This is a genomic window from Aliidiomarina maris (assembly GCF_003987335.1).
In the GTDB taxonomy this organism is placed as follows: domain Bacteria; phylum Pseudomonadota; class Gammaproteobacteria; order Enterobacterales; family Alteromonadaceae; genus Aliidiomarina; species Aliidiomarina maris.
This window is the reverse complement of sequence record NZ_PIPK01000015.1, coordinates 40,790-64,266: the sequence shown is the minus strand read 5'-3', so window position 1 is coordinate 64,266 and position 23,477 is coordinate 40,790. Positions and strand designations below refer to the sequence as shown.

At 51.1% G+C, this 23,477-nt stretch carries 18 protein-coding genes; 17 read left to right on the top strand and 1 reads right to left on the bottom strand.

Going from position 1 to position 23,477, the window contains the following annotated elements; all coding sequences use genetic code 11:
* From CWE07_RS14435 to CWE07_RS12665, 16 genes are all read left to right on the top strand, one after another.
* The coding region (locus CWE07_RS14435) for a hypothetical protein (protein WP_206750623.1) at nucleotides 1-232 on the top strand (232 nt) is incomplete at its 5' end.
* A gap of 30 nt (nucleotides 233-262) precedes the next feature.
* Entirely contained in the window at nucleotides 263-532 is a 270-nt protein-coding gene (locus CWE07_RS12735; protein WP_022990375.1) for a type II toxin-antitoxin system Phd/YefM family antitoxin, read from the top strand.
* Complete coding sequence (locus CWE07_RS12730; RefSeq protein ID WP_111570217.1) at nucleotides 533-832, top strand: type II toxin-antitoxin system RelE/ParE family toxin; 300 nt, start codon at nucleotides 533-535, stop codon at nucleotides 830-832.
* A 93-nt stretch (nucleotides 833-925) separates the two neighbouring features.
* A complete protein-coding gene (locus CWE07_RS12725) occupies nucleotides 926-1,165 on the top strand; it encodes a nucleotidyltransferase domain-containing protein (protein WP_111570216.1) in 240 nt (79 codons plus the stop codon).
* A gap of 209 nt (nucleotides 1,166-1,374) precedes the next feature.
* Nucleotides 1,375-2,658, top strand: a complete 1,284-nt coding sequence (locus tag CWE07_RS12720; protein ID WP_111570215.1) for a hypothetical protein — start codon at nucleotides 1,375-1,377, stop codon at nucleotides 2,656-2,658.
* 57 nt (nucleotides 2,659-2,715) lie between these two features.
* On the top strand, nucleotides 2,716-3,117 hold the full coding sequence (locus CWE07_RS12715) for a hypothetical protein (protein WP_111570214.1): 402 nt from the start codon (nucleotides 2,716-2,718) through the stop codon (nucleotides 3,115-3,117).
* 208 nt (nucleotides 3,118-3,325) lie between these two features.
* The gene (locus tag CWE07_RS12710; RefSeq protein WP_181452296.1) at nucleotides 3,326-5,902 is read left to right on the top strand and encodes a bifunctional diguanylate cyclase/phosphodiesterase; all 2,577 of its coding nucleotides are present in this window, start codon (nucleotides 3,326-3,328) and stop codon (nucleotides 5,900-5,902) included.
* 130 nt (nucleotides 5,903-6,032) lie between these two features.
* Nucleotides 6,033-7,550 carry a methyl-accepting chemotaxis protein gene (locus CWE07_RS12705; RefSeq protein ID WP_146608521.1) on the top strand — a complete coding sequence of 506 codons (1,518 nt, stop codon included), beginning with the start codon at nucleotides 6,033-6,035 and terminating at the stop codon, nucleotides 7,548-7,550.
* 91 nt (nucleotides 7,551-7,641) lie between these two features.
* Nucleotides 7,642-8,382 (top strand): VC0807 family protein, encoded by a 741-nt coding sequence (locus tag CWE07_RS12700; protein WP_111570212.1) that lies wholly within the window; start codon nucleotides 7,642-7,644, stop codon nucleotides 8,380-8,382.
* 3 nt (nucleotides 8,383-8,385) lie between these two features.
* Nucleotides 8,386-9,738 carry a hypothetical protein gene (locus CWE07_RS12695; RefSeq protein ID WP_111570211.1) on the top strand — a complete coding sequence of 451 codons (1,353 nt, stop codon included), beginning with the start codon at nucleotides 8,386-8,388 and terminating at the stop codon, nucleotides 9,736-9,738.
* Between the two features lie 91 nt (nucleotides 9,739-9,829).
* A complete protein-coding gene (locus CWE07_RS12690; RefSeq protein WP_111570210.1) occupies nucleotides 9,830-10,678 on the top strand; it encodes an alpha/beta fold hydrolase in 849 nt (282 codons plus the stop codon).
* Nucleotides 10,679-10,702: 24 nt separating this feature from the next.
* Nucleotides 10,703-12,028, top strand: coding sequence for an MFS transporter (locus tag CWE07_RS12685; RefSeq protein ID WP_111570209.1), 1,326 nt, complete (start codon nucleotides 10,703-10,705; stop codon nucleotides 12,026-12,028).
* An 86-nt stretch (nucleotides 12,029-12,114) separates the two neighbouring features.
* Nucleotides 12,115-13,527 (top strand): response regulator c-di-GMP phosphodiesterase, NosR family, encoded by a 1,413-nt coding sequence (nosR, locus tag CWE07_RS12680; RefSeq protein WP_111570208.1) that lies wholly within the window; start codon nucleotides 12,115-12,117, stop codon nucleotides 13,525-13,527.
* Between the two features lie 197 nt (nucleotides 13,528-13,724).
* Nucleotides 13,725-15,110 carry a GntP family permease gene (locus tag CWE07_RS12675; protein ID WP_241974142.1) on the top strand — a complete coding sequence of 462 codons (1,386 nt, stop codon included), beginning with the start codon at nucleotides 13,725-13,727 and terminating at the stop codon, nucleotides 15,108-15,110.
* A gap of 57 nt (nucleotides 15,111-15,167) precedes the next feature.
* Complete coding sequence (locus tag CWE07_RS12670; protein ID WP_111570207.1) at nucleotides 15,168-18,335, top strand: amidohydrolase family protein; 3,168 nt, start codon at nucleotides 15,168-15,170, stop codon at nucleotides 18,333-18,335.
* Between the two features lie 270 nt (nucleotides 18,336-18,605).
* The gene (locus tag CWE07_RS12665) at nucleotides 18,606-20,636 is read left to right on the top strand and encodes a methyl-accepting chemotaxis protein (protein WP_111570206.1); all 2,031 of its coding nucleotides are present in this window, start codon (nucleotides 18,606-18,608) and stop codon (nucleotides 20,634-20,636) included.
* Between the two features lie 9 nt (nucleotides 20,637-20,645).
* On the opposite strand, the gene CWE07_RS12660 is transcribed toward CWE07_RS12665, so the two are convergent.
* Nucleotides 20,646-21,581 carry a LysR family transcriptional regulator gene (locus tag CWE07_RS12660; RefSeq protein WP_111570224.1) on the bottom strand — a complete coding sequence of 312 codons (936 nt, stop codon included), beginning with the start codon at nucleotides 21,579-21,581 and terminating at the stop codon, nucleotides 20,646-20,648.
* A gap of 140 nt (nucleotides 21,582-21,721) precedes the next feature.
* Here CWE07_RS12660 and aceK point away from each other — a divergent pair, with 140 nt between their 5' ends.
* Nucleotides 21,722-23,434 carry a bifunctional isocitrate dehydrogenase kinase/phosphatase gene (gene aceK, locus CWE07_RS12655; RefSeq protein ID WP_111570205.1) on the top strand — a complete coding sequence of 571 codons (1,713 nt, stop codon included), beginning with the start codon at nucleotides 21,722-21,724 and terminating at the stop codon, nucleotides 23,432-23,434.
* The last annotated feature ends 43 nt before the right edge of the window (nucleotides 23,435-23,477 follow it).

Genomic DNA, 23,477 nt, shown 5'->3' with positions numbered 1-23,477 from the left:
CGATTCCACAATAATGCTGATGGGTGCTATTGTAAAAATTCATTGGGTCTTCTCCTTTTTGGTTTGGTCGCCTTCCAGTTTAGCCAAGCTGGCTAGACTGGGGAGAAGGCTCAATGAGTATCAAAGCCAATCACTGCGACAGCTTTTTCGTTGCGGCTTCGCCTCCACTACAAAGCCGCGCGTGTTGGCGGCGTTATGTTTCTTGACCGAACCTGTTAACTGGTGCTATTAATGGCACCAAATAGTTGACTAGGTAATCACTATGCAAGTGAAATTTTCCGAGGATGTCATTCCTCTATCAGACCTGAAGATCAATCCCGGAAAGGTGGTTGGTCGAGCGCAAGATACGCATCGCCCCATCCTGCTCACCAGCCGTGGCCGCGGCATAGCTGTTGTTCAGGGGCTCGAGGATTATGAGAGAACCGCAGAGGAATTGAGGTTTGTAAAGGCGGTGGCGCGGGGGCTTATGGATGTTCGCGAGGGCAACACCGTATCGTTGGAGGACGCCAAGAAAACGTTGGGTATCAAGTAAATGGAACTACGCTTAGCACAGTCTGCTCTCGAGGACTTACAGGCTATTCAGGAGTATTACAAAGAGCAGGATGTGCCACATATCGGTGATGATTTCGTGGCTGCTATCCTAGAGCACTGTGAAATGCTTCAAATCCACCCGGATGCTGGCCGAGTTGTTCCTGAATTCTACATGGATCATATTCGCGAATTGATTCACGCGCAGTTTCGAGTTGTCTATCTCAGGCAGGCTAAAGAGGTTCTGCTCATACGAGCCTGGCGGAGTGAGAGGCAGCTCGAATTACCAGCAAACGAAACATAACCCAGCCATGCACCGGATGCCAATCCCTCCGCTTCGCTGCAGTTTTTTCACCGGTGATGGCGGGCATTAGGGCGAGAGGAGTTTCCGGAGAACATGGCAAATATAGAGATACCAGATGAAGCGAAGCAGGCACAGGCAGCCGTTGAAGGTGTGCTTGGTGATTCGATCATCGGCATTTATCTATTTGGCTCTGCCGTCGTTGGTGGTTTGCAGCGCGACAGCGACGTAGATATCTTGGTCACGGTCTCTGACTCGCCTACCTTTGAGCAAAGAAAGGCCTTGGTATCTCAGTCAATGAGCGTATCCGGCGCAATCGGGAATCTACTACTGTAATATCGACAAAACCAATGGCAGACCGCTAGTGCTCGAATGAGAAGTTCAAGCGCTTATTCAAACAGGAGTCTTATTAATCTTTAACGTCGTCTGGCATCAAGCACAACCCCAACAACACAGTTCCTTACAATATTCGACGCCTAAACACATGCCAGGCTAACAACGCTCTGATAACTTATCGTTGACCAACAAATTCACAGGCGGCCTGTATGCACATTGTCATCATTATTTTATTTATCTCGCTAGCGCACGGTGTTGCGCGGGCTGACGATAGCCTGCTCACGACCTTGAGTAAATCGAATGACGGCACTTGGCGTGTGCACTATGAAAGCTCTGAACCGATCTCTCGCATTGAGTTTCAGCGCGGCCCCAGTCAAAGCACGCATCAAAGCCCCAATCGAAGTAGGGCGGCTCGTTGGCAGGTAAACGAAGCTTTTCAAATCTATGTCGAGGGCGAGCGCGAGTATCTAAAACGTGTGGATAACGCAGCTTTCACGTCGGTCCTGGCTGAGTTGACGCCCACCTACATTGCGTTAGATAAGGATTATGCGCCATTCTCGCCGTTTTCTGATGGTGGCATGCTGATTCATTCTGGGCGATTCTTTGCCTGTCCAGAGCAATGCACTGACGCCGATACCCACTGGAGCATGGCAATACAATTGCCTGCCGATGAAGACGTTATTGTGAACGGCCAACGCTACCAAGGCTCAGCCAGTTGGCAGGATTCCGATAGTGGTCAGAAGCTCTATGTCGGTGCTGCTGAGCCGCAAGACGATGGCAATTTTATCAGTGTGATAGACCCCGGGTTGCCGGAATCGCTGCGCAATCTAATGGCAGTGAACCTCCCTCAGTTTATGGCATTTTTTGCCGAGCGTTTAGACCAGCCGCAGACTAAACCGCAGCTTTTTGCGTCTTACAGCACCACTAATGACGGCCGCTATGGTCATCAGGGAGGTGTCTTACCCAATCAAGTGTTTATGCATTGGTACGGTTTTGTCGATGAATCTCTGGCTGAGCCGATACTTTGGTTCTTCGCCCATGAAGCCGCGCATCTGTATCAGAAGCAGGCATTCAGCAACCAGCCCGCAGAAGCATGGCTACATGAAGGCTCAGCCGAACTCTTTGCTGGGCTTGCCATGGAGCAACTTGGCCAAGGGCAGGGGATGCTTGGTGACACTTTGAATAGAGCGCGAGCAGAGTGTAGCGAGGGCATGGGGGAGGACACCAGTTTTCATCAGGCGGTAGCCATAAATTCACGATTACATTACAGTTGTGGCTTAGCCCTCTTCGCTGCGATGCATCATGATTTGCAAAGCCAGCACCAAAGTATTTTCGCTTTGTGGCAGGCATATAGCAATGCGATAGATAGCGGCCAACTGGCATCTGAAAGTGTATTTTTAGAGGTCGCTGAAGATTATCTTTCGCCCACCGCGTTCGAGCGCTTGACTGATTTTTTAAGCGGCGCTTCTAGCCCGACGGCATACATGTGGTAACTTGGTAATGCGGTTAATAATTGAGTTCGGGAAGTACTAGGTACAGGGAAATATAACATGCACGAGAAAAACCTCACCCCAGAGTTATGGATCATGATTCTGGTTATGCCGTTAGCTTTCTTTGCCACTAAAGGGGCTCTTAGCGAAAGTACGGGCTGGTCGCTTCAGTATTACTTTACTTGTCTGTTTTCCATTGGGCTGGGTATTTTACTGGCCTCTCGCGTATCTGGCTTTTTATTGCGCAGGCTGCGAAAAGGCCGGCGTTTCCTTGCGCTCGCGTGTGCTATCACCTTTTGCTTGGGCATTCTGCTCGTGGTTATCACGATTGAGTTGGTCGAACCCTACGTCAGCTTTTTCGGCGCCTCGGAATTCGTCATAGGCTTTTACATTGCTGCATGGATTTTGCTGACAGGTTCCTCTCCTATTACGGGCAATCAAGTGCCTCCCCACACCAATTAACCCGCAACAGCCCTTATTCCAACAAGGGCTGGCGCGGTTCTTCACCGCTTTAACAAACCAAGTTAATATACCCACTTAAGCATATGATAATGCGCATATTCGACTATAAAGTCGTTGCTAAATTAGTAGTTGCTTAGGATACTTCACAGCAATTCGAATAATGCCATGCTGGCATGTTGTTTTGACTGTATTTATAAGGGAGTACGCATTGCAGTTACTAGCGTTTACCCCAGCCGAGATAGACTTGTCTACGGCTTTTCACGCACACCACATCCCTAGCTTAGTATTGCTGTCCATTCTGATAGCGATTTTGGCGGCCTTTGCCAGTTTTAATCACGTTGAATTGATTCGTAAACAAGAGCGGCGCAAAAGCAGCATGGTTTGGCTTGCCCTTGGTGCGGTTGCTATGGGTAGCGGCGTCTGGGCGATGCACTTTATTGGTATGCTGTCGTACAGCTTGCCGGTGCCTGTAACCTACCATAGCGGGATTACGCTGCTGTCGGTGCTGCCTGCGATTATGGCGGGTTTTGTGACCTTGCAGGTGATGAGTATGGGCGACTTTACCTGGCGTCGAGTGTTGCTTGGCGGTGTGCTGATGGGCGCTGGCATCGGCGTGATGCACTATTTGGGTATGGCCGCTATGGTGTTACCTGCTGATCGTCTTTATCGCCCAGGCTTATTCCTAGCTTCCATTGTAGTCGCTGTGCTGCTGGCGACCTTAGCGCTCGGTGTGCGCCCTCTGCTACAAAACTTCTTGCGCCAGCGTCTTGCCTTGAACCTTGCGTCGTCGGTGCTGATGGGACTTGCAATCGCGAGCATGCACTATGTTGCTATGCACGCGACGGTGTTTATGCCACTGCAAAATGGCTACAACGCGTATCAAGGGCATGTCCTCGACAGTCAAGCGTTGGTCACCATTGCGGTGGCGGCTGCGGTGTTTATTGTGCTGATATCCATGGTGGTGGTGGCAATGCGCTACCGTTTGCTGGGGGCGGAGCAAGAGCAGCAAGCGGCGATTGCAGAGGCGAAATTAATTGAGGCGCGTTTTTACTCGATTGCCGAACGGGTACCTGGTGTGGTGTATGAGTTCACCCTCAGCCCGCAAGGTCAGATGAGCATTCCCTACATTAGTGAAGCGGTAAAAGATGTGTATGGTGTCAGCGCCGCACAAGTTATTGCTGATGCAGAGCTTTTGATGGCCTGTGTGCACCCCAAAAACGTCAATAATGTGCTTGAAGCAATGAATCAGTCGGCATCTACGTTAGAGCCTTGGCAAATTGAATTTCGCATTGTGCGCCATGGCAGCGAGCAGGTGCGCTGGGTGTTAGGTAACGCAACGCCGACCCGTGAAGCGGACGGCGCTGTGACATGGAGTGGTGTAATTGCCGACATCACCGAGCAAAAGCGTCACGAGCAGACCGTCCACCACCTGGCATTTTATGACGCGCTGACTGAGCTGCCTAACCGCCGCATGACGTTAAGCTTGCTGATGGACCATATGCAGCAGGCGGAACGTTCTGGCCAGTTTGGTGCGGTGCTGTTTATCGATTTAGATAACTTTAAACGCCTCAATGACACTCAGGGCCACTCGACAGGCGATGAATTATTACGCCAGGTGGGTCAGCGTTTACTTCGCTTAGCACCGAAGTCCAGCGTGGTAGGACGCCAAAGTAGTGATGAGTTTGTACTGGTATTAGGTCAGCAGGGCGCAAGCTCTGACGCGGCGCATAAATCGACTGGTATGCATGCTGAGCGCATTCTGCATGCCCTGAGCCAACCTTACGATTTACACGGCAACGATTACGCCTGCGCACTCAGTATTGGTGCTTGCGTGTTTCAGCAGCAAAGTTTTGATGCTGCTGAATTGCTCAAGCGCGCGGACATTGCGATGCATGTAGCAAAACGTAGCGGTGGCAATAAGTGGCGTATCTTTGACCCGGCGATGCAGGCGCAATTGCAACGGCGCTATGAGATAGAACAGGCAATGCCGACGGCTTTGGCCTGCGACGAGTTTGAACTGTACTTTCAACCTAAGGTAATGCAACCTAAGGTAATACAACCCAAAGTAATGCAGCCAGAAGGTGCTGCGCAGGTGATTTACGGGGCGGAAGCATTGATTCGCTGGCGCCACCCGGACTTTGGCATGGTGTCACCGGCAGACTTCATTCCGCTAGCGGAAAGTAATGGCTTTATTGTGCCGCTGGGGACTTGGGTATTACGTACGGCCTGCCAAACGTTACAACAATGGCAACAAGACGAACACCTCAAGGGCTTGCAACTGGCGGTGAACGTCAGCCCTAGGCAGTTCTACCAACCTGACTTCGTGCATAGAGTCGAGCAGTTGCTGCAAAAATTTCCAGAAGCGGCGCAGCAGCTCACCATTGAACTGACTGAAAGCTTAGTACTTGAAGACATTGAAGAAGCTATAAGACGTATGGCGGCATTGCGTCAGCTCGGAGTTCGATTATCTTTAGATGACTTTGGCACCGGCTTCTCATCGCTGTCTTACTTATCCCAGATGGCATTTGATGAAGTTAAAATTGACCAGCATTTTGTGCGCGCCATGAGTAGTAGTGAGAGCGGGCGCGAGCTAATTATTATTGAAGCAATTGTGCAACTAGCCGATAAACTCGACATGGATGTGATAGCCGAAGGGGTGGAAAGTGACGCGGAACGTGTTGCGTTGCTGTCCAAGGGCTGCTTTGCCTTCCAAGGGTATTATTTTTCTAAACCGCTGCCAAAACAGGATTTTGTCAGCTTTGTAGCAACACATAGCGGGACTTAAGAAAACCCGGTTACGGAGAACAACCATGTTGAGAAATATCAAAGTCGGTGTACGCGCAACGCTATTCTTTGCGCTTATGGGCCTGCTGGTTTTGGTGGTTGGTGTAGTGGCGTTAGTGTAGCAAAACCGCATGGCCGCGCAAGAAGAATTAATTACCCAATACGCCGCCCCCGCGTTACAAGCGATAGGCAATATAGAAGCAGCGATGTTACGTGTGCGTTTGTACACGGTAAACGTAATTACGGCAAGTGACGCCCAAACGAGTGCGGATTATGAGCAACGCTTAGCCACTAGCCGTCAAGGCTTAGAAGAGGCGATGGCGACTTACCGAAGCTACATCCGCACCGAGCAAGGTCGTGCCGGCTTACAAGAGTTTGAAGGCATGGCGCAACGCTATTGGCAAACTGACGAGCGCGTGCGCCAGTTAGCGCGAACAGAGGGCTCTGCTGCCGCTATTCTCATGCGCTATGAGCAGTTACAACCGGTCATTGACCAAATGATTCAATCGATTCGTGGCATGAGCGCGTTCCAGCAGCAGCGCATGGAAACAGCGGCGACAACGGCCGATAGCGTTCGCAACCAAGCGCAGTGGGTCACCTTACTCATTATTGCGATTGCGGTTGTATTAGTGGCAGTACTTGCGATGCTGTTCACGCGCAGTATTGTGACCCCGATTCGCCAAGCGGTGAAGCATGCCGAGGTGATTGCTGAGGGTGATCTGACCCATGCGATTGACGTGACGGGCAACGACGAAGCAACGCAGTTGTTGGCAGCCTTGAACCGCATGCAGGATAACTTGCGCAATTCGATTGCTACTATTGCCGATTCAGCGCAGCAGTTGGCATCCACATCAGAAGAATTGAGTTCGGTAACAGAAGATTCCACCCGTGGCTTACATCAACAAAGTGCTGAGCTTGAGCAAGCTGCTACGGCGGTGAACGAGATGACCGCAGCGGTAGAAGAAGTGGCGCGCAATGCCCAAGATGCGGCAGAAGAATCGGTGAATGCCGATGAGCAGGCGCAATATGGCCGTGAGCAAGTGGGCACCACTGTCAGCAATATTGAGAATTTAGTGAGTGAATTGAACCACTCTGCACGCAATATTGAGAACTTAGCGGCGAAAGTGAAAGACATTACCAGCGTGTTAGACGTGATTGGCGGTATTGCTGAGCAAACTAACCTGTTAGCACTAAATGCGGCGATTGAAGCGGCACGTGCTGGCGAATCAGGGCGTGGTTTTGCGGTGGTGGCTGATGAAGTACGTGCGCTGGCGCATCGTACTCAAACTTCGACCAAAGAAATCGAGCAGATGGTGTCGGCGGTGCAGCAATCGAGCGCTGATTCAGTGAAGGGCATGCAAATCAGCTCTGATCAAGCGAAGAAAACTCAGGAAGTGGCGAAAGCCGCAGGCGATGCGCTGCAAACCATTGCTCAGGCGGTATCGAAAATATCCGAGCGTAACGCATCCATTGCCAGCGCGGCTGAAGAACAGGCTCAGGTGGCGAAAGACGTCGACAAGAATCTGGTCAATATCCAGGACTTGTCATCGCAAACCGCGTCAGGTGCCAACCAAACCAGAGCCAGCAGCCAAGAACTAGCGCGCTTGGCGGTGAACCTAAACGAGTTGGTCGCCAGCTTTAAAATCTAAGCCGGCTTTACACGAAACTGGCGATTGCCACTAGAGCTTATGCCCGCGGGTGATATACTGCGGGCATACTTTTTTGTGCTGAAGGTGTTGTATGGCTCAAACTCAGTCGAACCCCAAGAACTCGCCCAAGCAAGGTGGCTTTTTAGCTAACTTGGCGTTCAATATTATTATTCCAGTGGTCATTTTAATGCGCTTTAGTGGCCCTGAGCATCTTGGTCCAGCACTTGGCGTGGTGGTCGCATTGGCGTTTCCTATTGGTTATGGGCTGTATGATTTAAAGCGCAGCGGTAAAATTAACGGCTTTTCCATTTTAGGTATTATCAGCGTACTGTTAACCGGCGGCATTAGCTTGCTTGAGCTTGATCCGCAGTATATTGCGATTAAAGAAGCGGCAGTGCCTGGCGTGATTGGCCTTGCGGTACTAATAAGCCAGTTCACTCGCTTTCCCTTGGTGCGCAAGCTGTTACTCAACGACGCGGTACTCGACATTCCTAAACTGTATGCGGCCATTGCCGAGCGTGGCACGGTCGAGGCATTCAATCGGGTGCTGAAGGTGGCTACTTATATGGTGGCGGGGGCGTTCTTCCTCTCGGCAACCTTAAACTATATTTTGGCGCGGATGATAGTGGTCAGCCCGGCTGGCACCACGGAATTTAACCAGGAACTTGGGCGCATGACCGCGTTGAGTTTCCCGGTGATTGCACTACCGACTATGATTGTGATGTTCAGTGCCATTTTTTACTTGTTTTATCAGCTGAAAAAACTCACTGGCGAGTCAGTTGAAAACTTCTTGCGTGGCAACGATAACGACGATGCAAATGGTGAAAGCTAAGCGGTGATCAGACTAGAGCGTAAAGACGAGCAAACCCTTAAACTGACCCGGGAACTGGGTGAGGCGGCCGAGCATCGCCTCGACCTTTACTTGTTTATTCCGGGTGAGCTCAATGTCGATGCGCAAATTATCCCTGAGCAAGAATTTTACCTGCAAGGTATTTTCGTTAACCGCACGTATTCGAGCCGTGCGCAATTAGCGCCCTTGGTGCAAAGTCGGCTGATTAGCCGCAGTGCCACACAAAGTGACCGCCCAGACCCTAAGTATCGTTTAAGCTTGTCGTTGTACGCGTACCAGTATGTGATTGCGATTGAAGCGGCGGGCCGCAATTTGCTTAGCACCGGCGAGGTATCGCGGGAAGAAATAGGCGAACTGCTGGAACTCACCTCGACCATTTTGAAGCGCTTGCGCCGCAATGTGCCCAAAGACAGCGGCTTGTCGCGTTATCACGTCAATATTGATAACTACTTGTCGTGGCAAACTGAACAACAGTTATTGATGCTGGCGGCGCGCTTGCCTTTTGCTGATGATCAACAGGACTTACGTGACATTCTGGTGAAAGTAGCCAAGCGTGAGCACCAGTACCGCGATGAGCAAAAGTACAATAGCTCCGTAGTGAATGACGACAGTACGCGAATGTCGAATAAAATGCGCTTATTGCGCCGTTTGATTGAATATCCGATTACCTTTAAGCGAAAGACCCAAGAGTTAGGTGTAGGCGAGCAGCGTTGGTTAAAAGCCACCGTAGCGGCGGTGGTAATGACGCTGGTGTCATTTTTGCTGTTCGAGAGCCGCCTTATTCTGGGCGATATCACTGCGATGTTTTTGCTGGTTGCAGCGCTTTTATATGGTGCGCGTGAATTTTTCCGTGACGATATTCGACAAAAAATATGGCTGTGGCTACGTAAAGGGCGACCGAAGTGGAAGCACACCTATGTGGATGTGAATTCGGAGCAAACCATAGGGCGCTCACTGGAATGGCTTGATTACATGCCCTATGAAGAACTACCTGAAGAAATTCGTAAAGCGCGCAAGGGCAGTGCGCCGCAACGTGGCGAAACGGTTTTGCATTATCGCAATGATTCCAAAATGCTACCCACGCGTTTTTTAAGTGGTTACGTGGAAACCCGCGAAAGCATTGTGCTCGACTTAGATTTGATTATGCGGGTGATGAACCCGAGTTCGCATTCGGTATACCGCGTTAGTGACAACGAAGTAGTCGAAGAAAACGTTGAGAAGCGTTATGTGCTAAATTTGGTGGTGCGTGATGTGGAAGGTGATGGCCGAGTGATTCTGCAGCGTTTTCGGATTGTAGTGAACCATGCACGTATTATTGACGTTGAACTATCGGAATAAAAATTAACAATATAATAATAGGCGCTAGGCAAGGCAGTAATAGCTTATAGCGACCGCATCAAGCACAGGGACTATCAAGGAGATACGTGAGATGCAGCGCAATATGAACCATGCTTCTATGCGTGACAGAGCACGGCAGGTAGTACGCCGAAATAACGTGGTGGTGATGGGCGAGGGGGCGCAGACGCTATTACTGACCCATGGTTTTGGGTGTGATCAGCGTATTTGGCACAAAGTGATTCCGTTGTTGTCGACGCAGTATCGTTTGGTGATGTTTGACCATGTCGGTTCAGGGGATTCACAAGTCAGCGCCTACTGCGCGAACAAATATCGCACGTTACATGCGTACGCCGAAGATATGCTCGACGTGGTGGCTGCACTTAATTTAGATGCGCCGATATTAATTGCCCATTCCGGTAGTTGTAGTATTGGCGTGTTAGCTGAACACACGCGGCCGCAAACATTCTCGCGTATGGTGTTGGTAAACCCTGCACCGAAGTATGTCAGTGACAGCGATTTAGATGCAGGCTTTCAGCCCGACGAGGTACAACAGACATTGCAACTGATGCGTGAGGATTACCCGCAGTGGTGCCAACAGATGGCACAACACGCGATGCAGAACTCAACGCGACCCGAATTAAGTGCGCGCTTGCAAGCCAGCTTTATCCAATCAAATCCGCAGATTATGTATAACTTCGCGCGCGCCATTCTGTATAGTGATTTTCGTCGCGAATATGCTCAGATTCGTTGCCCAGTGAGCCTTGTTCATTGTCAGCAAGACGTGGTTGTGCCAACCTCTATGATTGATTATTTACATACCACCTTGGCCGATAGTGAAGTAATTAGTTTGGCGGCAGACGGCCACTTTCCGCAAATAAGTCATTCTACTGCGTTGGTCGCGGCGTTGCGCGATATTTTGGCGCGCCAAAACGCTGCCTAATAGTTCAGTTCTAAGGAGTATAGCGTGTCCGATTCAGCTGTTTCGAACCCTGCACGTAAACGCGAGATATTTGCTTGGGCCATGTACGATGTGGCGAATCAGGCCTATACCACTGTGGTTATTTCGTTTATTTACTCGGCATTCTTTGTCGCCTACATTGTGCCGGATACGGCAACCTGGCAGGACGCTTATTGGTCAATTGCTCTGATTGGCTCGACCTTGCTGGCGATGGCGATGTCGCCGTGGATAGGTCAACGCATTGATGAAGGCGCGAGCAAGAAGCGCTTGTTAGCATGGTCGACCATTGTGTGTGCGCTGTTTACCAGTGCGTTGGTATTTGTCAGCCCCGGCGATGTCTGGCTTGGCGTCGCACTGATACTGATTACTAACACCGCGTGGATGCTCGGTGAAGCGATTATTTCTGCGTTCTTACCGGATATCGCGGCACGCAAAAACATGGGCTTAATATCAGGTTTAGGCTGGGGCGTGGGCTATATTGGCGGCCTGATTAGCATGGTATTGGTCACTATTATTATTGTCACCGCCGATCCAGAGACCCAAACCGCTGGCTATATCAGCCAAAACCAATGGTCGATGGTGGCTATTTCCGTGTATTTTGTGCTGTTCGCACTACCGACCTTCTTTTTACTTAAAGATCGCCGCCAGCCAAAAGTGGCAGCGCCCCAGCGTTTGGCTTGGCGCGAGAGTGTCAACATTCTTAAGCTGGCGCGCCAACAGCCAGTATTGCTTAGTTTCTTGATGGCATTCGTGTTTTATATGGCGGGTGTGCAAACGGTGATTAAGTTCATCGGTATTTACAGCAGCGGTGAATTGGGGCTCACTCAAGCCGATTTAATTGGCGTGTTTCTAGCCACCCAGTTTAGTGCCTTTGGCGGTGCAATCGCCTTTGGTTTCGTCGAGCATAAGTTCGGTGCCAAACCAACGCTATTTACGGTGATTGGTATTTGGCTGGTGGCGATTGGCGCGATGTATAGCTTACCCACCTTGGTGGAGATGTCAGGTTTGTCGGTGGCGACCTTGTTTATGGGCGTCGCGTTGCTAGCCGGCACCGGCATTGGCGCGATTCAGGCATCGAGCCGTTCGCTGGTAGGCCAGCTTACCTCGTCGCGTCATGGCGGCAGCTCATTTGGCTGGTGGGGCGTGTTCAACCGTTTAGCCATGTTGCTGGCTGCCACCTTTGGTGTGGTTGCGGATATCTTTAGTCGCCAGTCAGCTTTGCTGATGGTGATTGTATTCTTTGTGGTAGGTGGTTTACTGCTGCTGCGGGTGCCACTAGCTCAAGGTATTCGTGACGCGCAAGTACAGGATGATCAACGCAATAATAGTTAACACTGAGGTCATCGAAAGAATATTTGTTTACCTCAAAGTAAACTAGACTACATAAGTGACGTCGATATGCCCGTCAGGGAGCAAGTATGGACAAAAAAGAGCAAATACATGTACTGATAGTGGATGATGAACCCAAGGTGCTTGCTGCTATGCAGCGAGCCCTCAAAGATGAGCCGATCTTGCTCGAAACCGCTGAGAATGCGGCAGAGGCTCTGGCTATTATGGAACAGCAGGACATTGACGTGCTGGTGTCTGATGCTCGAATGCCTGGCATGGATGGTACCGAGCTACTCGCTGAGGCGCACAAGCGTTGGCCGCGTTGCTCTCGGGTCTTATTAACTGGTTACCCAGACACTGAAGCGCTATTGAGCAGTATTAACTACGGCCACCTTTACCGCTTTATTCAAAAGCCATGGAATGATGATGAGGTGCGCAGCATTGTCCGCCATGCCGGTCGCTACGCGCAGGCCGAGCGCGAACGCTTACGCCTTATTAAATTGATTCAAGCACGCAATAAAAAGTTGCGGGAAATGAACCAACAGCTTGAGTTTAGCGTCAAGAAACGAACCAATGCGCTACGTAAGGCGATTCAACTGCGTGACCAAGCCTACCAAAAATTAGAGCGTAGCTACTTAAACACAACCGAAGTATTCGGCGCATTGATCAATCAGCGCCTGCCTAAATCACGCCGCACCAACGCTAAAGTATCAACCATTGTCAAAGCTTATGCGGAGGAGTCCGGGTGGGATACAGCGCGAATTAATGACCTTACCTTGGCTGCGGCGTTGTATAACCTTGGTAAGCTAACCTGGAGCGATGAGCACTTGATGATGCCAAGTGATTCCTTTCGGGGAAAGGACCGTGACAAATTGCGCGGCTATCCAGAAATGGGCGAGAGTTTGCTGTTGTCACTCGAACCCCTGCAGCGCGCATCTACCATTATTCGCCATCATCAAGAACGTTGGGACGGCCGCGGGTATCCGGATCAGCTTGAAGGCCAGGCTATTCCAGAAGAGTCACGTTTGCTAAAGCTAGCCGTCGACTTTGTTGAATTGCAGCGTGGCATGGTGTTAGACCGTATGATGAACCGCGCGGATGTTCTGGAGTACATGGGGGCATTTGCGGAGCGCGTATATGACCCACAGATGTCGGCGCGTTTTATTGAGCTAATCCATGATAAATCGCTTGATCTTGAGCCATTGCCTGACGGCGTCATTCGTTGCCGATTAAATCAGTTGCTGGCGGGCATGGTCGTGAGCCGAAACTTGGTGACCGACATTGGTTTCTTATTGGTGAATCAAGGCACAGTTCTGACTCAAACAATGATAGAGAAACTTATGGTGTTTGAACGCACGCGAGGAGAACAGTACGAGGTGTATATTGACGCCGATAGCGTACGTCAAATAGCACCTGAGGAGGATGCGCAAAAATTGCTGGAAGGTTCAGAATCAGCTTTAGACAGTAGCGCAGAATCTAAACCCACGCTGTCGGAGCATTAAAAATGCGTCATGTGATTTGATAGGTGCTGCCGATTAACTTTTAATCAAGGTGTTTCGTCGCCGCACGGACTTTTGCGCGTTGAAGGCTGCGCGCAGATAGGTCATGATGCGAAAGAATTGAAACATGTCGCGCATATGCAACAGCGACACCGATACAATAATGATAATTCGGTGAATAACACCGACGGGATGCTGGTATGTTGAATCACTTGATGCTTGGCCACTTTGGGCTGGTTGTCGGCCTGGCGCTGCTGATTATTTTGGCCCTACGTGGGGTCAATATTGTTGTTGCGGTACTGCTGTCTATTTTAGTTATTGGCGTCACCAACCAGATGGGAATGGCTGAGGTGTTCCTGCAGCATTTTCCGTTTGGCCCTTCCGGTGCATTTTCGTTTGCCGGTAACTTCTTCCTATTATTCTTATGCGGCGCCTTATTCGGGCGCTTCATGGCGACCAGCCAAGCGGCTGGCAGTATTGCGCTGGCTTTTATTCGGCGTTTGGGTGCCAACCGGGCGCTGTGGGTGGCCATGCTGGTGTGTGCGTTACTGACCTATGGTGGCGTGGTGGTGTTTGTGGTGATTTTCACCATGTATCCGCTTGGTATTACCTTAATGCGTGAAGCCAATATTCCGCGCCGTATCTACGCGGCAGCCATTGCCTTGGGTGCCGGCACTTTTACTATGACGGCTTTGCCCGGCACACCGTCAATTCATAACGTGATTGCCGCGCGCGAGCTTGGTACTGACCTGTTTGCTGGCGGTTGGTTGGGCGTGATTGCTGCGCTGATTATGGCGGTCGGTGGTATGTGGTATTTACAGCGCCAGTGGCAACGCTCACTTGCCAGTGGCGAAGGCTACCAAGCCACGCCACAAGACCAAGAGATGCAAAAGCTTGCGGCGCAAAGTGGTGCAGTGCCGCCGATTGGTAAGGCGTTGATTCCTATTGCTGTGGTGTTAGCTATTATCGTGGTGCCACGCATTATGTTGTTATTCGGCGCTGAGCCGGCAGGCTCAGCCTGGTTAGGGTTTTACTTAGCCCAGCCTGTGCTGTGGGCGAGCTTTGCGCTTATTTTGGGCTCTTTGGCCTGTATTGGCTTGTTCCCAAGCTTGCGCCAGAACTTCAATCGTACCTTGGGCCAAGGTGCTGATGACGCTGTACTGCCACTAATTAATACCGCTGCGGTGATTGGCTTTGGCGGTGTGGTGATTCAAACCACTGGTTTTCATCAGTTTGCTGCCTGGTTATTGGCCCTCGATATGCCTGCGTTGTTGTCGGTATTCGTGTCGGCCAACTTAATTTCTGGGGTCACCGCTTCGGCGTCGGGTGGCCTGCAAATCTTTATGTCGAGCTTAGCACCTGCGTATTTAGAAGCGGGTGTCGAGCCAGAGCTGCTGCACCGGATTGCCAATTTAGCCGCCGGCGGGCTTGATTCTTTGCCGCACAGCGGCGCAGTGATCGCACTATTTACCTTGATGGGGCTGACCCATCAAGAGGCTTACAAAGACATTTTTGTGGTCTCGGTGGTAGTGCCATTGTTAGCCGGATTGGTGGTGATTGGACTGGCGGTGATGTGGCCGTTTTAACTCAGCGTTTCGCACTGTTTTTTGTACAACAAGTTTTCGAACAACAAGGTCTTTAACATGATAAAAAAATATCTTCCCTCTTTACTGCTAGGCGCGACCTTAGCCGCCAGCAGCCAAGTTAGTGTCGCAGACACTTGGTCGGTGGCCGACCCTGAAGGTGAATTCAAAACGGTGTCCATTGATACCGAAACAGGCACATGGATGAGTGTCGATGTCAGTCCTGATGGCGAATATATCGTGTTCGATATGCTCGGTGATATTTTTCGCATACCCGCCAGCGGCGGTGACGCGGAATTATTGCGCGGCGGCATTGGTTGGCATATGCAACCCACCTATAGCCCAGACGGCCAGTATATCGCGTTTACATCGGACGAAGGTGGCGGTGACAACATTTGGGTAATGGGTGCCGATGGTTCGGATGCTTATCAAGTCACTCAGGAAACCTTTCGTTTATTGAATAGCCCAGCATGGAGCCCAGACGGTCAATATCTAGTAGCGCGTAAGCATTTCACCGCTCGCCGTTCACTCGGCGCGGGTGAAATTTGGATGTACCACCGCCAAGGTGGCGAGGGCGTGCGTTTAACTGAACGCCCCAATGATCAAAAAGACTTAGGTGAACCCGCGTTCTCACCAGATGGTCGCTACGTGTATTTTTCCCAAGACGTGACCCCAGGCGATATTTTTGAATATTCAAAAGACTCAGTGTCAGGCATTTATGCGGTGCGTCGCTACGATATGCAAAGCGGCGAGATTGAAACCGTATTGTCGGGTATGGGCGGCGCAATTCGGCCTACGCCTTCACCAGACGGCCGTTATTTAGCCTACGTGGGCCGCGATGACTTTCAAAGCACGTTGTTTTTATACGACCTAAACACAGGTGAACAGCGCGCAGTATATGCAGAGCTTTCGCGTGATATGCAGGAGACTTGGGCCATTCATGGGGTGTACCCGCACATGGGGTGGACCGAAGACAGCAGCACTTTGGTATTTTATGCCCAAGGCCAAATTCAGCGTTTGAACGTGAGTGATGAACGTGTCGAGCAGGTTGCGTTTCGGGTGCAAACCGAGAAGCAGGTGCAACAAGCATTACGTTTTCGTCAGCCTATTGAAGAAGACGACTTCACCGTCAGAATGCTGCGCCACATGGTAGTGTCGAATGACGGCCAGCGTGCGGTGTATGAGGCGTTAGGTTATTTGTACGAGGTTGAGCCGGGAAGTGGCAATCAACCACGTCGGGTCACTTCGCAAACTGAGCGTTTCGAGCAATTCCCAGCGTTTTCGCGGGATGGCCGCTACATGGTGTACACCACTTGGCATGACCAAGAGCAAGGCCAAATTGTGTTGCGCAACCTGCGAAATGGCCAGGAGCGCGTACTCAATACTGGTACAGGTAAATTTGTCGAGCCTCAGTTCGCGCCTGACGGACAATCGATTGTGTACCGCAAAATTCGTGGCGGTTACCTGTCAAACCCAATGCATAGTGTGAGCCCTGGCATTTATCATTTGGCACTGAATGAAGGTGAGCCACAATTACTGACCGCTCATGGTTCGAATGCGCATTTTGGTGCTGATTCGGACCGGGTGTACTACAGCGCACATGGTCCTTCACTGCGAGTGATTGATATTGCCACGCAACAACATAAAACCTTATATACGTCGGCCCATGCGACTGAGTTTCAGGTGTCACCGAACGGACGTTACCTGGCGTTTGCGGAAGGTTTTCGCGTGTATATCACGCCATTGGTTGAGCATGGAAAGAGCATTCAAATTAGCCCAAATGCGCGCCAGTTCCCGGTGCAGCAACTTTCCAAGCGCGCGGGTGAAAACATTGCCTGGACGGCGGATTCAAGCCAGTTGTACTGGACCTTAGGGCCAGAGCTGTACAGCGCATCCCTGGACGGTCTGTTTGATATTCGTGATCGCGGTGAAGTTGAATTGGCTGCTGACGGCACCGACATTGGCTTTACCCAGCGTAGTTACATTCCCGAGCAAGTCATCGCTTTGGTCGGCGGCACTGTAGTGAGTATGAACGGCGATGAAGTGATTGAGGATGCGGTGGTGGTGATTGAAGGCAATCGCATTGCTGAAGTCGGGCCGCGCGGTATGGTGCATATTCCACGCGAAGCCAACCAAGTGGATGTCACTGGCAAGACTATTTTGCCCGGTTTGATTGATGCCCACGCCCATGGTGCGCAAGGTGAAGATCAGATTATTCCGCAGCAAAACTGGGCGTTATACGCGGGTTTATCTTTGGGTGTCACTACCATTCATGACCCATCAAACAACACCCGACAAATTTTTGCCGCCAGTGAAATGCAGCGCGCTGGACACATTGTCGGCCCACGTATTTTCTCGACCGGTACTATTTTGTATGGCGCTGAAGGGCCAGGCTTTACGGCTCGGGTCGACAGCCTTGATGACGCACGTTTTCATATCGAACGGCTGAAGAAAGCAGGGGCGTTTTCGGTGAAAAGTTACAACCAACCGCGCCGCGACCAACGCCAGCAATTTATTCAAGCCGCTCGCGAAATGGAGATGATGGTGATGCCAGAGGGCGGTTCGTTGTACCAGCATAACTTAAGCATGGTGCAAGACGGTCACACCACCATTGAACATTCGTTGCCAGTGGCTACTTTGTACGATGATGTGCTGCAGTTTTGGCAGCAGACGGATGTCGCCTACGTACCGACTTTAGGTGTCGCGTATGGCGGTATTTGGGGTGAAAACTATTGGTATGCAGAAAGCAACGTGTGGGAGCACCCGCGTTTGAGCCAGTATGTGCCACCACGGGTGTTGCGCCCACGCAGTATGCGTCGCGATATTGCTCCAGAGCATCATTACAACCACTTTAATGTCGCCGCTGGCGCTCATGCGTTACAGCAAGAAGGCGTGCTGGTCGCTGCTGGCGCGCATGGTCAACGCGAGGGCTTGGCCCAGCACTGGGAAATCTGGATGATGGCCCAAGGTGGTATGCAGCCTCTTGATGCACTGCGCACCGCCACCATTGATGCGGCCAAAACCTTAGGCTTAGACCATGCCATTGGCTCGATTGAGCGCGGCAAACTGGCTGACATTATTGTGGTCGATGGCGACGTGTTAAATGACATCCGCAGTTCAGACGCAGTGACCCACGTGATGGTTAACGGCCGCTTATTTGACGCCGCTAGCATGAACGAACTAGGTAGCAACCCGCGCCAACGCCAACCGTTTTACTTTGCACAGTAAACGCCGCGTTAGCTTGATTGACTAGCCACCTTCGGGTGGCTTTTTTGTTTGCAGCGACGGTGAATTACGTAAATGCAGTGAACATGCATAGATGCGCCGCTATTGTTCGAAACTTTGCGGGTTAAATGTTGCAAAAAAGTGATGATTCTTGTCGACTGCTGGTTTACAAAGGGCTGCTGGAAAGGTTACTTTACTGTTCTGTCGCACGTTTGCCGTCCACGCACTAACAATCATAAATAAGCGTGACTTGTAGACCAAGGGGGGGGTATTATGGCTTGGCTTAAGCGTATCACAGGGACATTGTCTGCACGGATTATCGCAGGGTTCTTAGCAGTTGCATTACTAGTTGGTGTCGTCGGTGCCATTGGTTTAACGTACATGGCGCAGGTGGAGAATAATTTACTCTACGTTAGCGACACCAGTACACCCACCGTCACTACATCCGCCGAATTAAGCAGTGCGATGTATAGCGCGAATGCGCTGGTCGGACGCTCGCTTGCGACCCAATCATTATCTGAACTCGATGAACTCGAACAAGATTTCAACTTAGCCAGCGAAGTATTTGCAAGTCGTTATCGCCGCCTTGAAGAGCTCGTCACTGACCCTGAGTTAGTCAACGCTTTGGTGCTCGCAGCAGAAGCGCGGCAGCAGTTCGAGACGTTGGCGCGGGACGTCTTTCAATTGCAAGGCGAGCATGTGCGTCTTGAGGCAGAGGTAAGGCGTCGGTTAACCGAGTTTGACCGCACCGCGTCGTTCTTGAACGGTGAGCTTGGTGAGCTGGCATTTTTAGCCGAACAAGAGGTCGGCGATGCGCAACTAACCGCCGCCGCAGTATCGATGCAAAGTGTATTGATGGAAATTCAGTATTTGACCCGCGACTTACTCAGCCAGCCAAATCAAGCGGCTATTGACCCGCTGCGGGAAGAAATTGAGCAAGTGTTTGAAATCTTCGAATTTCCCATCGAAACGTTGCAAGCGTCAGGGCACAACGTATTCGCAGGCCCATTAGAAGAAATCGAAGGCTTATTAGAAGAGTGGCAGCGGCTGGCGTTCGCCGAAGGCTTGCTATTCGATTTATACATGCAACAAGTCGCAACAGGGTTAGAGATAAGCCAAACCCTTGAAGCGATGTTGTTCGAAGTGGAAGACGTCAATTTTGCGCTGGAAGACGTTGAGCGCGGCGCAAGTAGCTTAAATGAAACCGCCACCGCGAGTGCTCGGGACGTGATTAACCGGGCATTTTGGGTCATTCTGGCCGCGGTAGTTGTCGCCTTTGTCGTGGCGATAGGCCTTGGCATCTGGGTCACACGTGCGGTCACTCAGCCACTCGGTGGTGAGCCTCGTCAAATGCGTGATATTGCTAATCAAATTGCACAAGGTGATTTACGCACAACCGAAGCGACTAGCGAAGCGGGCGTGTTGCGCTCTATGCTGGATATGGCAGCTAAGCTACGCGGGTTATTAGGTGAGATTAACCAAGCCAGCGGCGCATTGACCCATGCAGCCAGTAACACCAATGACGTCGCCATTGATGCGAATGAACTGATTCAACGCCAGGAACAAGCTATTGAACAGGCGGTTACCGCCATTGGTCAGGTTGTGACCACAGTGCAAGGTATTGCCGATAGCGCAGCCACGGCCGCATCGAATACCCAAATTGTGCAGCAGCGTACCGATGAGGCTGAGCAAACCTTTAAGCAAACCGCGCAGGCCATTACCCAAGTGGCTGACGAGGTGGAACGTGCCGCCAAGGTGGTAGAGGGTGTCGAAGCGAAAAGTAAGAGCATAGGTAGTGTGCTTGAAGTGATTGAAACCATTGCTGAGCAGACTAACTTGCTGGCGCTGAATGCTGCCATTGAGGCGGCGCGGGCTGGTGAGCAAGGACGTGGTTTTGCCGTGGTGGCCGATGAAGTACGTTCTTTGGCGCGCAAAACCCAGGATTCAACCACCGACATTCAGCAAATCATCGAAAGCCTGCAAAATGAAACTCGCACTGCGGTCAGTGTGATGCAAAGTTCCCAGCAGCAGGTCAAACATACGCTAGAGCGCTCGAAAGTAGCCGATGAGGCCCTACATGGCATTCGCGGTGCGATGCAAGAAATGACTGCGGTGAACGAGCAAGTGGCGACGGCGTCGGAAGAATTGGCCTCGGTGACCACAGACATTGAAACCAATATTAATGGCATTAGTGAGTTATCAACACGTTCGGCGCAAGGCTCTGAGCGCATGACTCAGGCCAGTAGTGAACTGACCCAAGTCGCCGACAATTTGCGTGCGTTGGCCGCGCGCTTTGACGTTTAGATGTGAGGGTTAGCAGCTGCCTGCGACATCGGCGACCAGCTGGCGGAACCAGCGGTGGCCGTCGTCGTGTTGCAGCAGTGGGCTCCAGATCATTTTGAGTTCAATGCTGGGTATCGCAAAGGGTGGTTCGCGTAATACGAGGTCTGGGCTGTCCTGGTAGAGCTTGGCGGCTTTACTTGGCAAGGTTGCGACCAAGCCTTCTTTGGCTAAGTACATAGCCACATGGTAATTACGCGTGAACACCTTGATGCGGCGTTGGTGCCCTAAACGGTTCAACGCTTCATCGACCCAACCCAGTTTTTGTACGTCGTTCGGGTCCATGCCGATACCGACCCCGAAGCCTGTTTTACTGACCCATGAATGGCGCGCTTTTAAATACTGCTCTAAGGTGTAATCGGCGATTAACGGATGGTCTTTGTGCAACAAGCAGGCAAAGTCATCGTGCCACAGCGACTTTTGATGGAACGACTGGGGTAGTTCGTCAAAGCGGTTGACGGCGATATCCACTTTGCCATTTTCAACGTCATGGAAACTTACGTCGCTGGGCGTCATCAGGTCGATAGTGACATTTGGCGCCTGCTCCCGCAGTGCAACCAACAGTGGCGACATCAATGTCGAAGCTGCATAGTCGGAGATCATAATCCGAAATACACGCTCGCTTTCCTGCGCAACAAAGGTACGCGAAGGCTGAATCACCTCTTCAACACTGTAGAGTATTTGGCGAACTTGAGGCTGCATGGCCAGTGCACGTTCGGTTGGCATCATGCCTTCGCTGGTACGCACTAAAATGGGGTCATTGAGCAAATTACGCAGGCGCTTAAGGCCGTTGCTCATGGCTGGCTGAGTAATATTGAGCTGTTCAGCAGCGCGGGTAACATTGCGCTCACGCAGCAGGGCGTCTAAGTACACCAGCAAGTTGAGGTCGATTTGACGAAACTGATTCATACAACAAATTAACCTATATAATGTTAAATAGTTTTTAATATAAATACGCTGAATCATACTGCCTGAGTCACAGCATAAACTCAATCCTAGAAATTGGGGATAAGCAAAATATTCCAGCGCGCATCGACACAAGGACACTTATGACCCACGCGGAACGCATTGCACGCACTATCTTGGAAGGTTTTCACCGCCATTACAGCTTGTTTGGCGCGCTCACCGATGATGCTGGGCGGCGCTTTTTAGCTGGTGACTGGCAGGGCTTACAGCGTCTTTCCGCTGAGCGGATTTCTTATTACGATACCCGGGTTGGCGAGTGCGTCACTAACTTACGCGAAAGTGTCGCCGCAGACGAGCCGGAAACTGACTTGTGGCAGCAGGTTAAACAGGCTTACGTGGCATTACTAAGCTTTCACCCTCAGGCCGAACTGGCTGAAACCTTCTACAACTCAGTATTTTGTGCGCTGTTTGACCACCGTTACTATCACAACCAATTTATTTTCGTCGAAACCACCATTGCTGACCGCATGCCGTTGCCGATGGAAGCGGAATATCGCTCGTACTTTCCGGTGCTCGAAGGCGTGCCCGCTACTTTGCATCAGATTATTCACGACATGGGTTTCGCTGGGCGCTTTGACGATTTAGACGCCGAGGTTAATAAGCTGCGCAACGCATTTGCGGCGACCGCCGTAGAACGTTTGATTCAACCGCACGAACTACGCATTGATGTACTCAAGCACCCGTTCTATCGTAACAAGGGCGCGTATATCGTTGGGCGTATTGTCACCACCCAGCATACCTACCCATTTATTGTGCCACTGCTACGTCATAGCGACGGTCGCGTCAGCGTTGACGCATTGCTGACTGACCCTGTGCATATGGCGGTGATTTTTAGTTTTGCACGCGCGTATTTTATGGTGCGTTCCACCGCGCCTTCGGCGTTGGTGAGCTTCTTACGCAGTTTGATGCCCCGCAAAAGTAAAGCCGACTTATACTCCGCTATTGGTTTGCACAAGCAAGGTAAAACTGAGTTTTACCGCGAGTTGCTCAACCACTTAGCGCAAAGTGACGATCAGATGGTGGAGGCACCGGGCGTGCGTGGTCTGGTAATGATGGTGTTCACGCTGCCTTCATTTCCCTATGTATTTAAAGTGATTCGTGACCGCTTTGGCAGTACCAAAGAATTTGGCCGTGATACTGTGCTGGCGCGCTATCAATTGGTCAAGCGCCACGATAGGGTCGGGCGTATGGCCGACACCATTGAGTATTCAAATGTAGCCTTACCGGTGGCGCGGTTGTCGCCGGACCTGTTGCAAACTTTGCAACAGAGCATCGGGCAGTCTTTGTGTGTCGAGGGCGAGACCTTGGTGATACGCCATATGTACATTGAAAAGCGCCTCACTCCACTGAATATCTATTTAGAATATGCCTCAAGTGAAGAAACCGAGGCAATTTTGCAAGACTACGGCCAGGCACTAAAAGACATGTTGGCGGCGAATATTTTCCCTGGCGACATGTTGTTGAAGAACTTTGGGGTGACGCGTGGTAAGCGCGTGGTGTTTTATGACTACGATGAGGTGCAATACTTAACCGAGATGAATTTTCGTAGCATGCCAGTGGCGTCTAATCCGCATGATTATTTGTTAGACGCAGGGTCGCATTCGGTGGCACCGAATGACGTGTTTGTCGAGCAGCTTGCGACTTATGTGTTCCCTAAGGCGGCGCTACGTGAAGTGTTTACTCGCTTACACCCTGAACTACTCGACCCGGCTTATTGGCAAGCGCAGCAACAAGCGATTCTGGACGGCGAGGTGAGTGATGTCTTTCCGTACCCCCAAGCATGTCGTCTGGGTTAGTATTCACGGGGTGAATGTGTTTTATAGATTCACATAAAAAATG

Bases quoted from the DNA above. Each gene is read 5' to 3' on its own strand.
- CWE07_RS12715 (WP_111570214.1), top strand. From the start codon at position 2,716: ATGCACGAGAAAAACCTCACCCCAGAGTTATGGATCATGATTCTGGTT.
- CWE07_RS12675 (WP_241974142.1), top strand. From the start codon at position 13,725: ATGTTGAATCACTTGATGCTTGGCCACTTTGGGCTGGTTGTCGGCCTG.
- CWE07_RS12665 (WP_111570206.1), top strand. From the start codon at position 18,606: ATGGCTTGGCTTAAGCGTATCACAGGGACATTGTCTGCACGGATTATC.
- CWE07_RS12725 (WP_111570216.1), top strand. From the start codon at position 926: ATGGCAAATATAGAGATACCAGATGAAGCGAAGCAGGCACAGGCAGCC.
- CWE07_RS12660 (WP_111570224.1), bottom strand. From the start codon at position 21,581: ATGAATCAGTTTCGTCAAATCGACCTCAACTTGCTGGTGTACTTAGAC.
- CWE07_RS12720 (WP_111570215.1), top strand. From the start codon at position 1,375: ATGCACATTGTCATCATTATTTTATTTATCTCGCTAGCGCACGGTGTT.
- CWE07_RS12670 (WP_111570207.1), top strand. From the start codon at position 15,168: ATGATAAAAAAATATCTTCCCTCTTTACTGCTAGGCGCGACCTTAGCC.
- aceK (WP_111570205.1), top strand. From the start codon at position 21,722: ATGACCCACGCGGAACGCATTGCACGCACTATCTTGGAAGGTTTTCAC.
- CWE07_RS12700 (WP_111570212.1), top strand. From the start codon at position 7,642: ATGGCTCAAACTCAGTCGAACCCCAAGAACTCGCCCAAGCAAGGTGGC.
- CWE07_RS12730 (WP_111570217.1), top strand. From the start codon at position 533: ATGGAACTACGCTTAGCACAGTCTGCTCTCGAGGACTTACAGGCTATT.
- CWE07_RS12690 (WP_111570210.1), top strand. From the start codon at position 9,830: ATGCAGCGCAATATGAACCATGCTTCTATGCGTGACAGAGCACGGCAG.
- CWE07_RS12735 (WP_022990375.1), top strand. From the start codon at position 263: ATGCAAGTGAAATTTTCCGAGGATGTCATTCCTCTATCAGACCTGAAG.
- nosR (WP_111570208.1), top strand. From the start codon at position 12,115: ATGGACAAAAAAGAGCAAATACATGTACTGATAGTGGATGATGAACCC.
- CWE07_RS12705 (WP_146608521.1), top strand. From the start codon at position 6,033: ATGGCCGCGCAAGAAGAATTAATTACCCAATACGCCGCCCCCGCGTTA.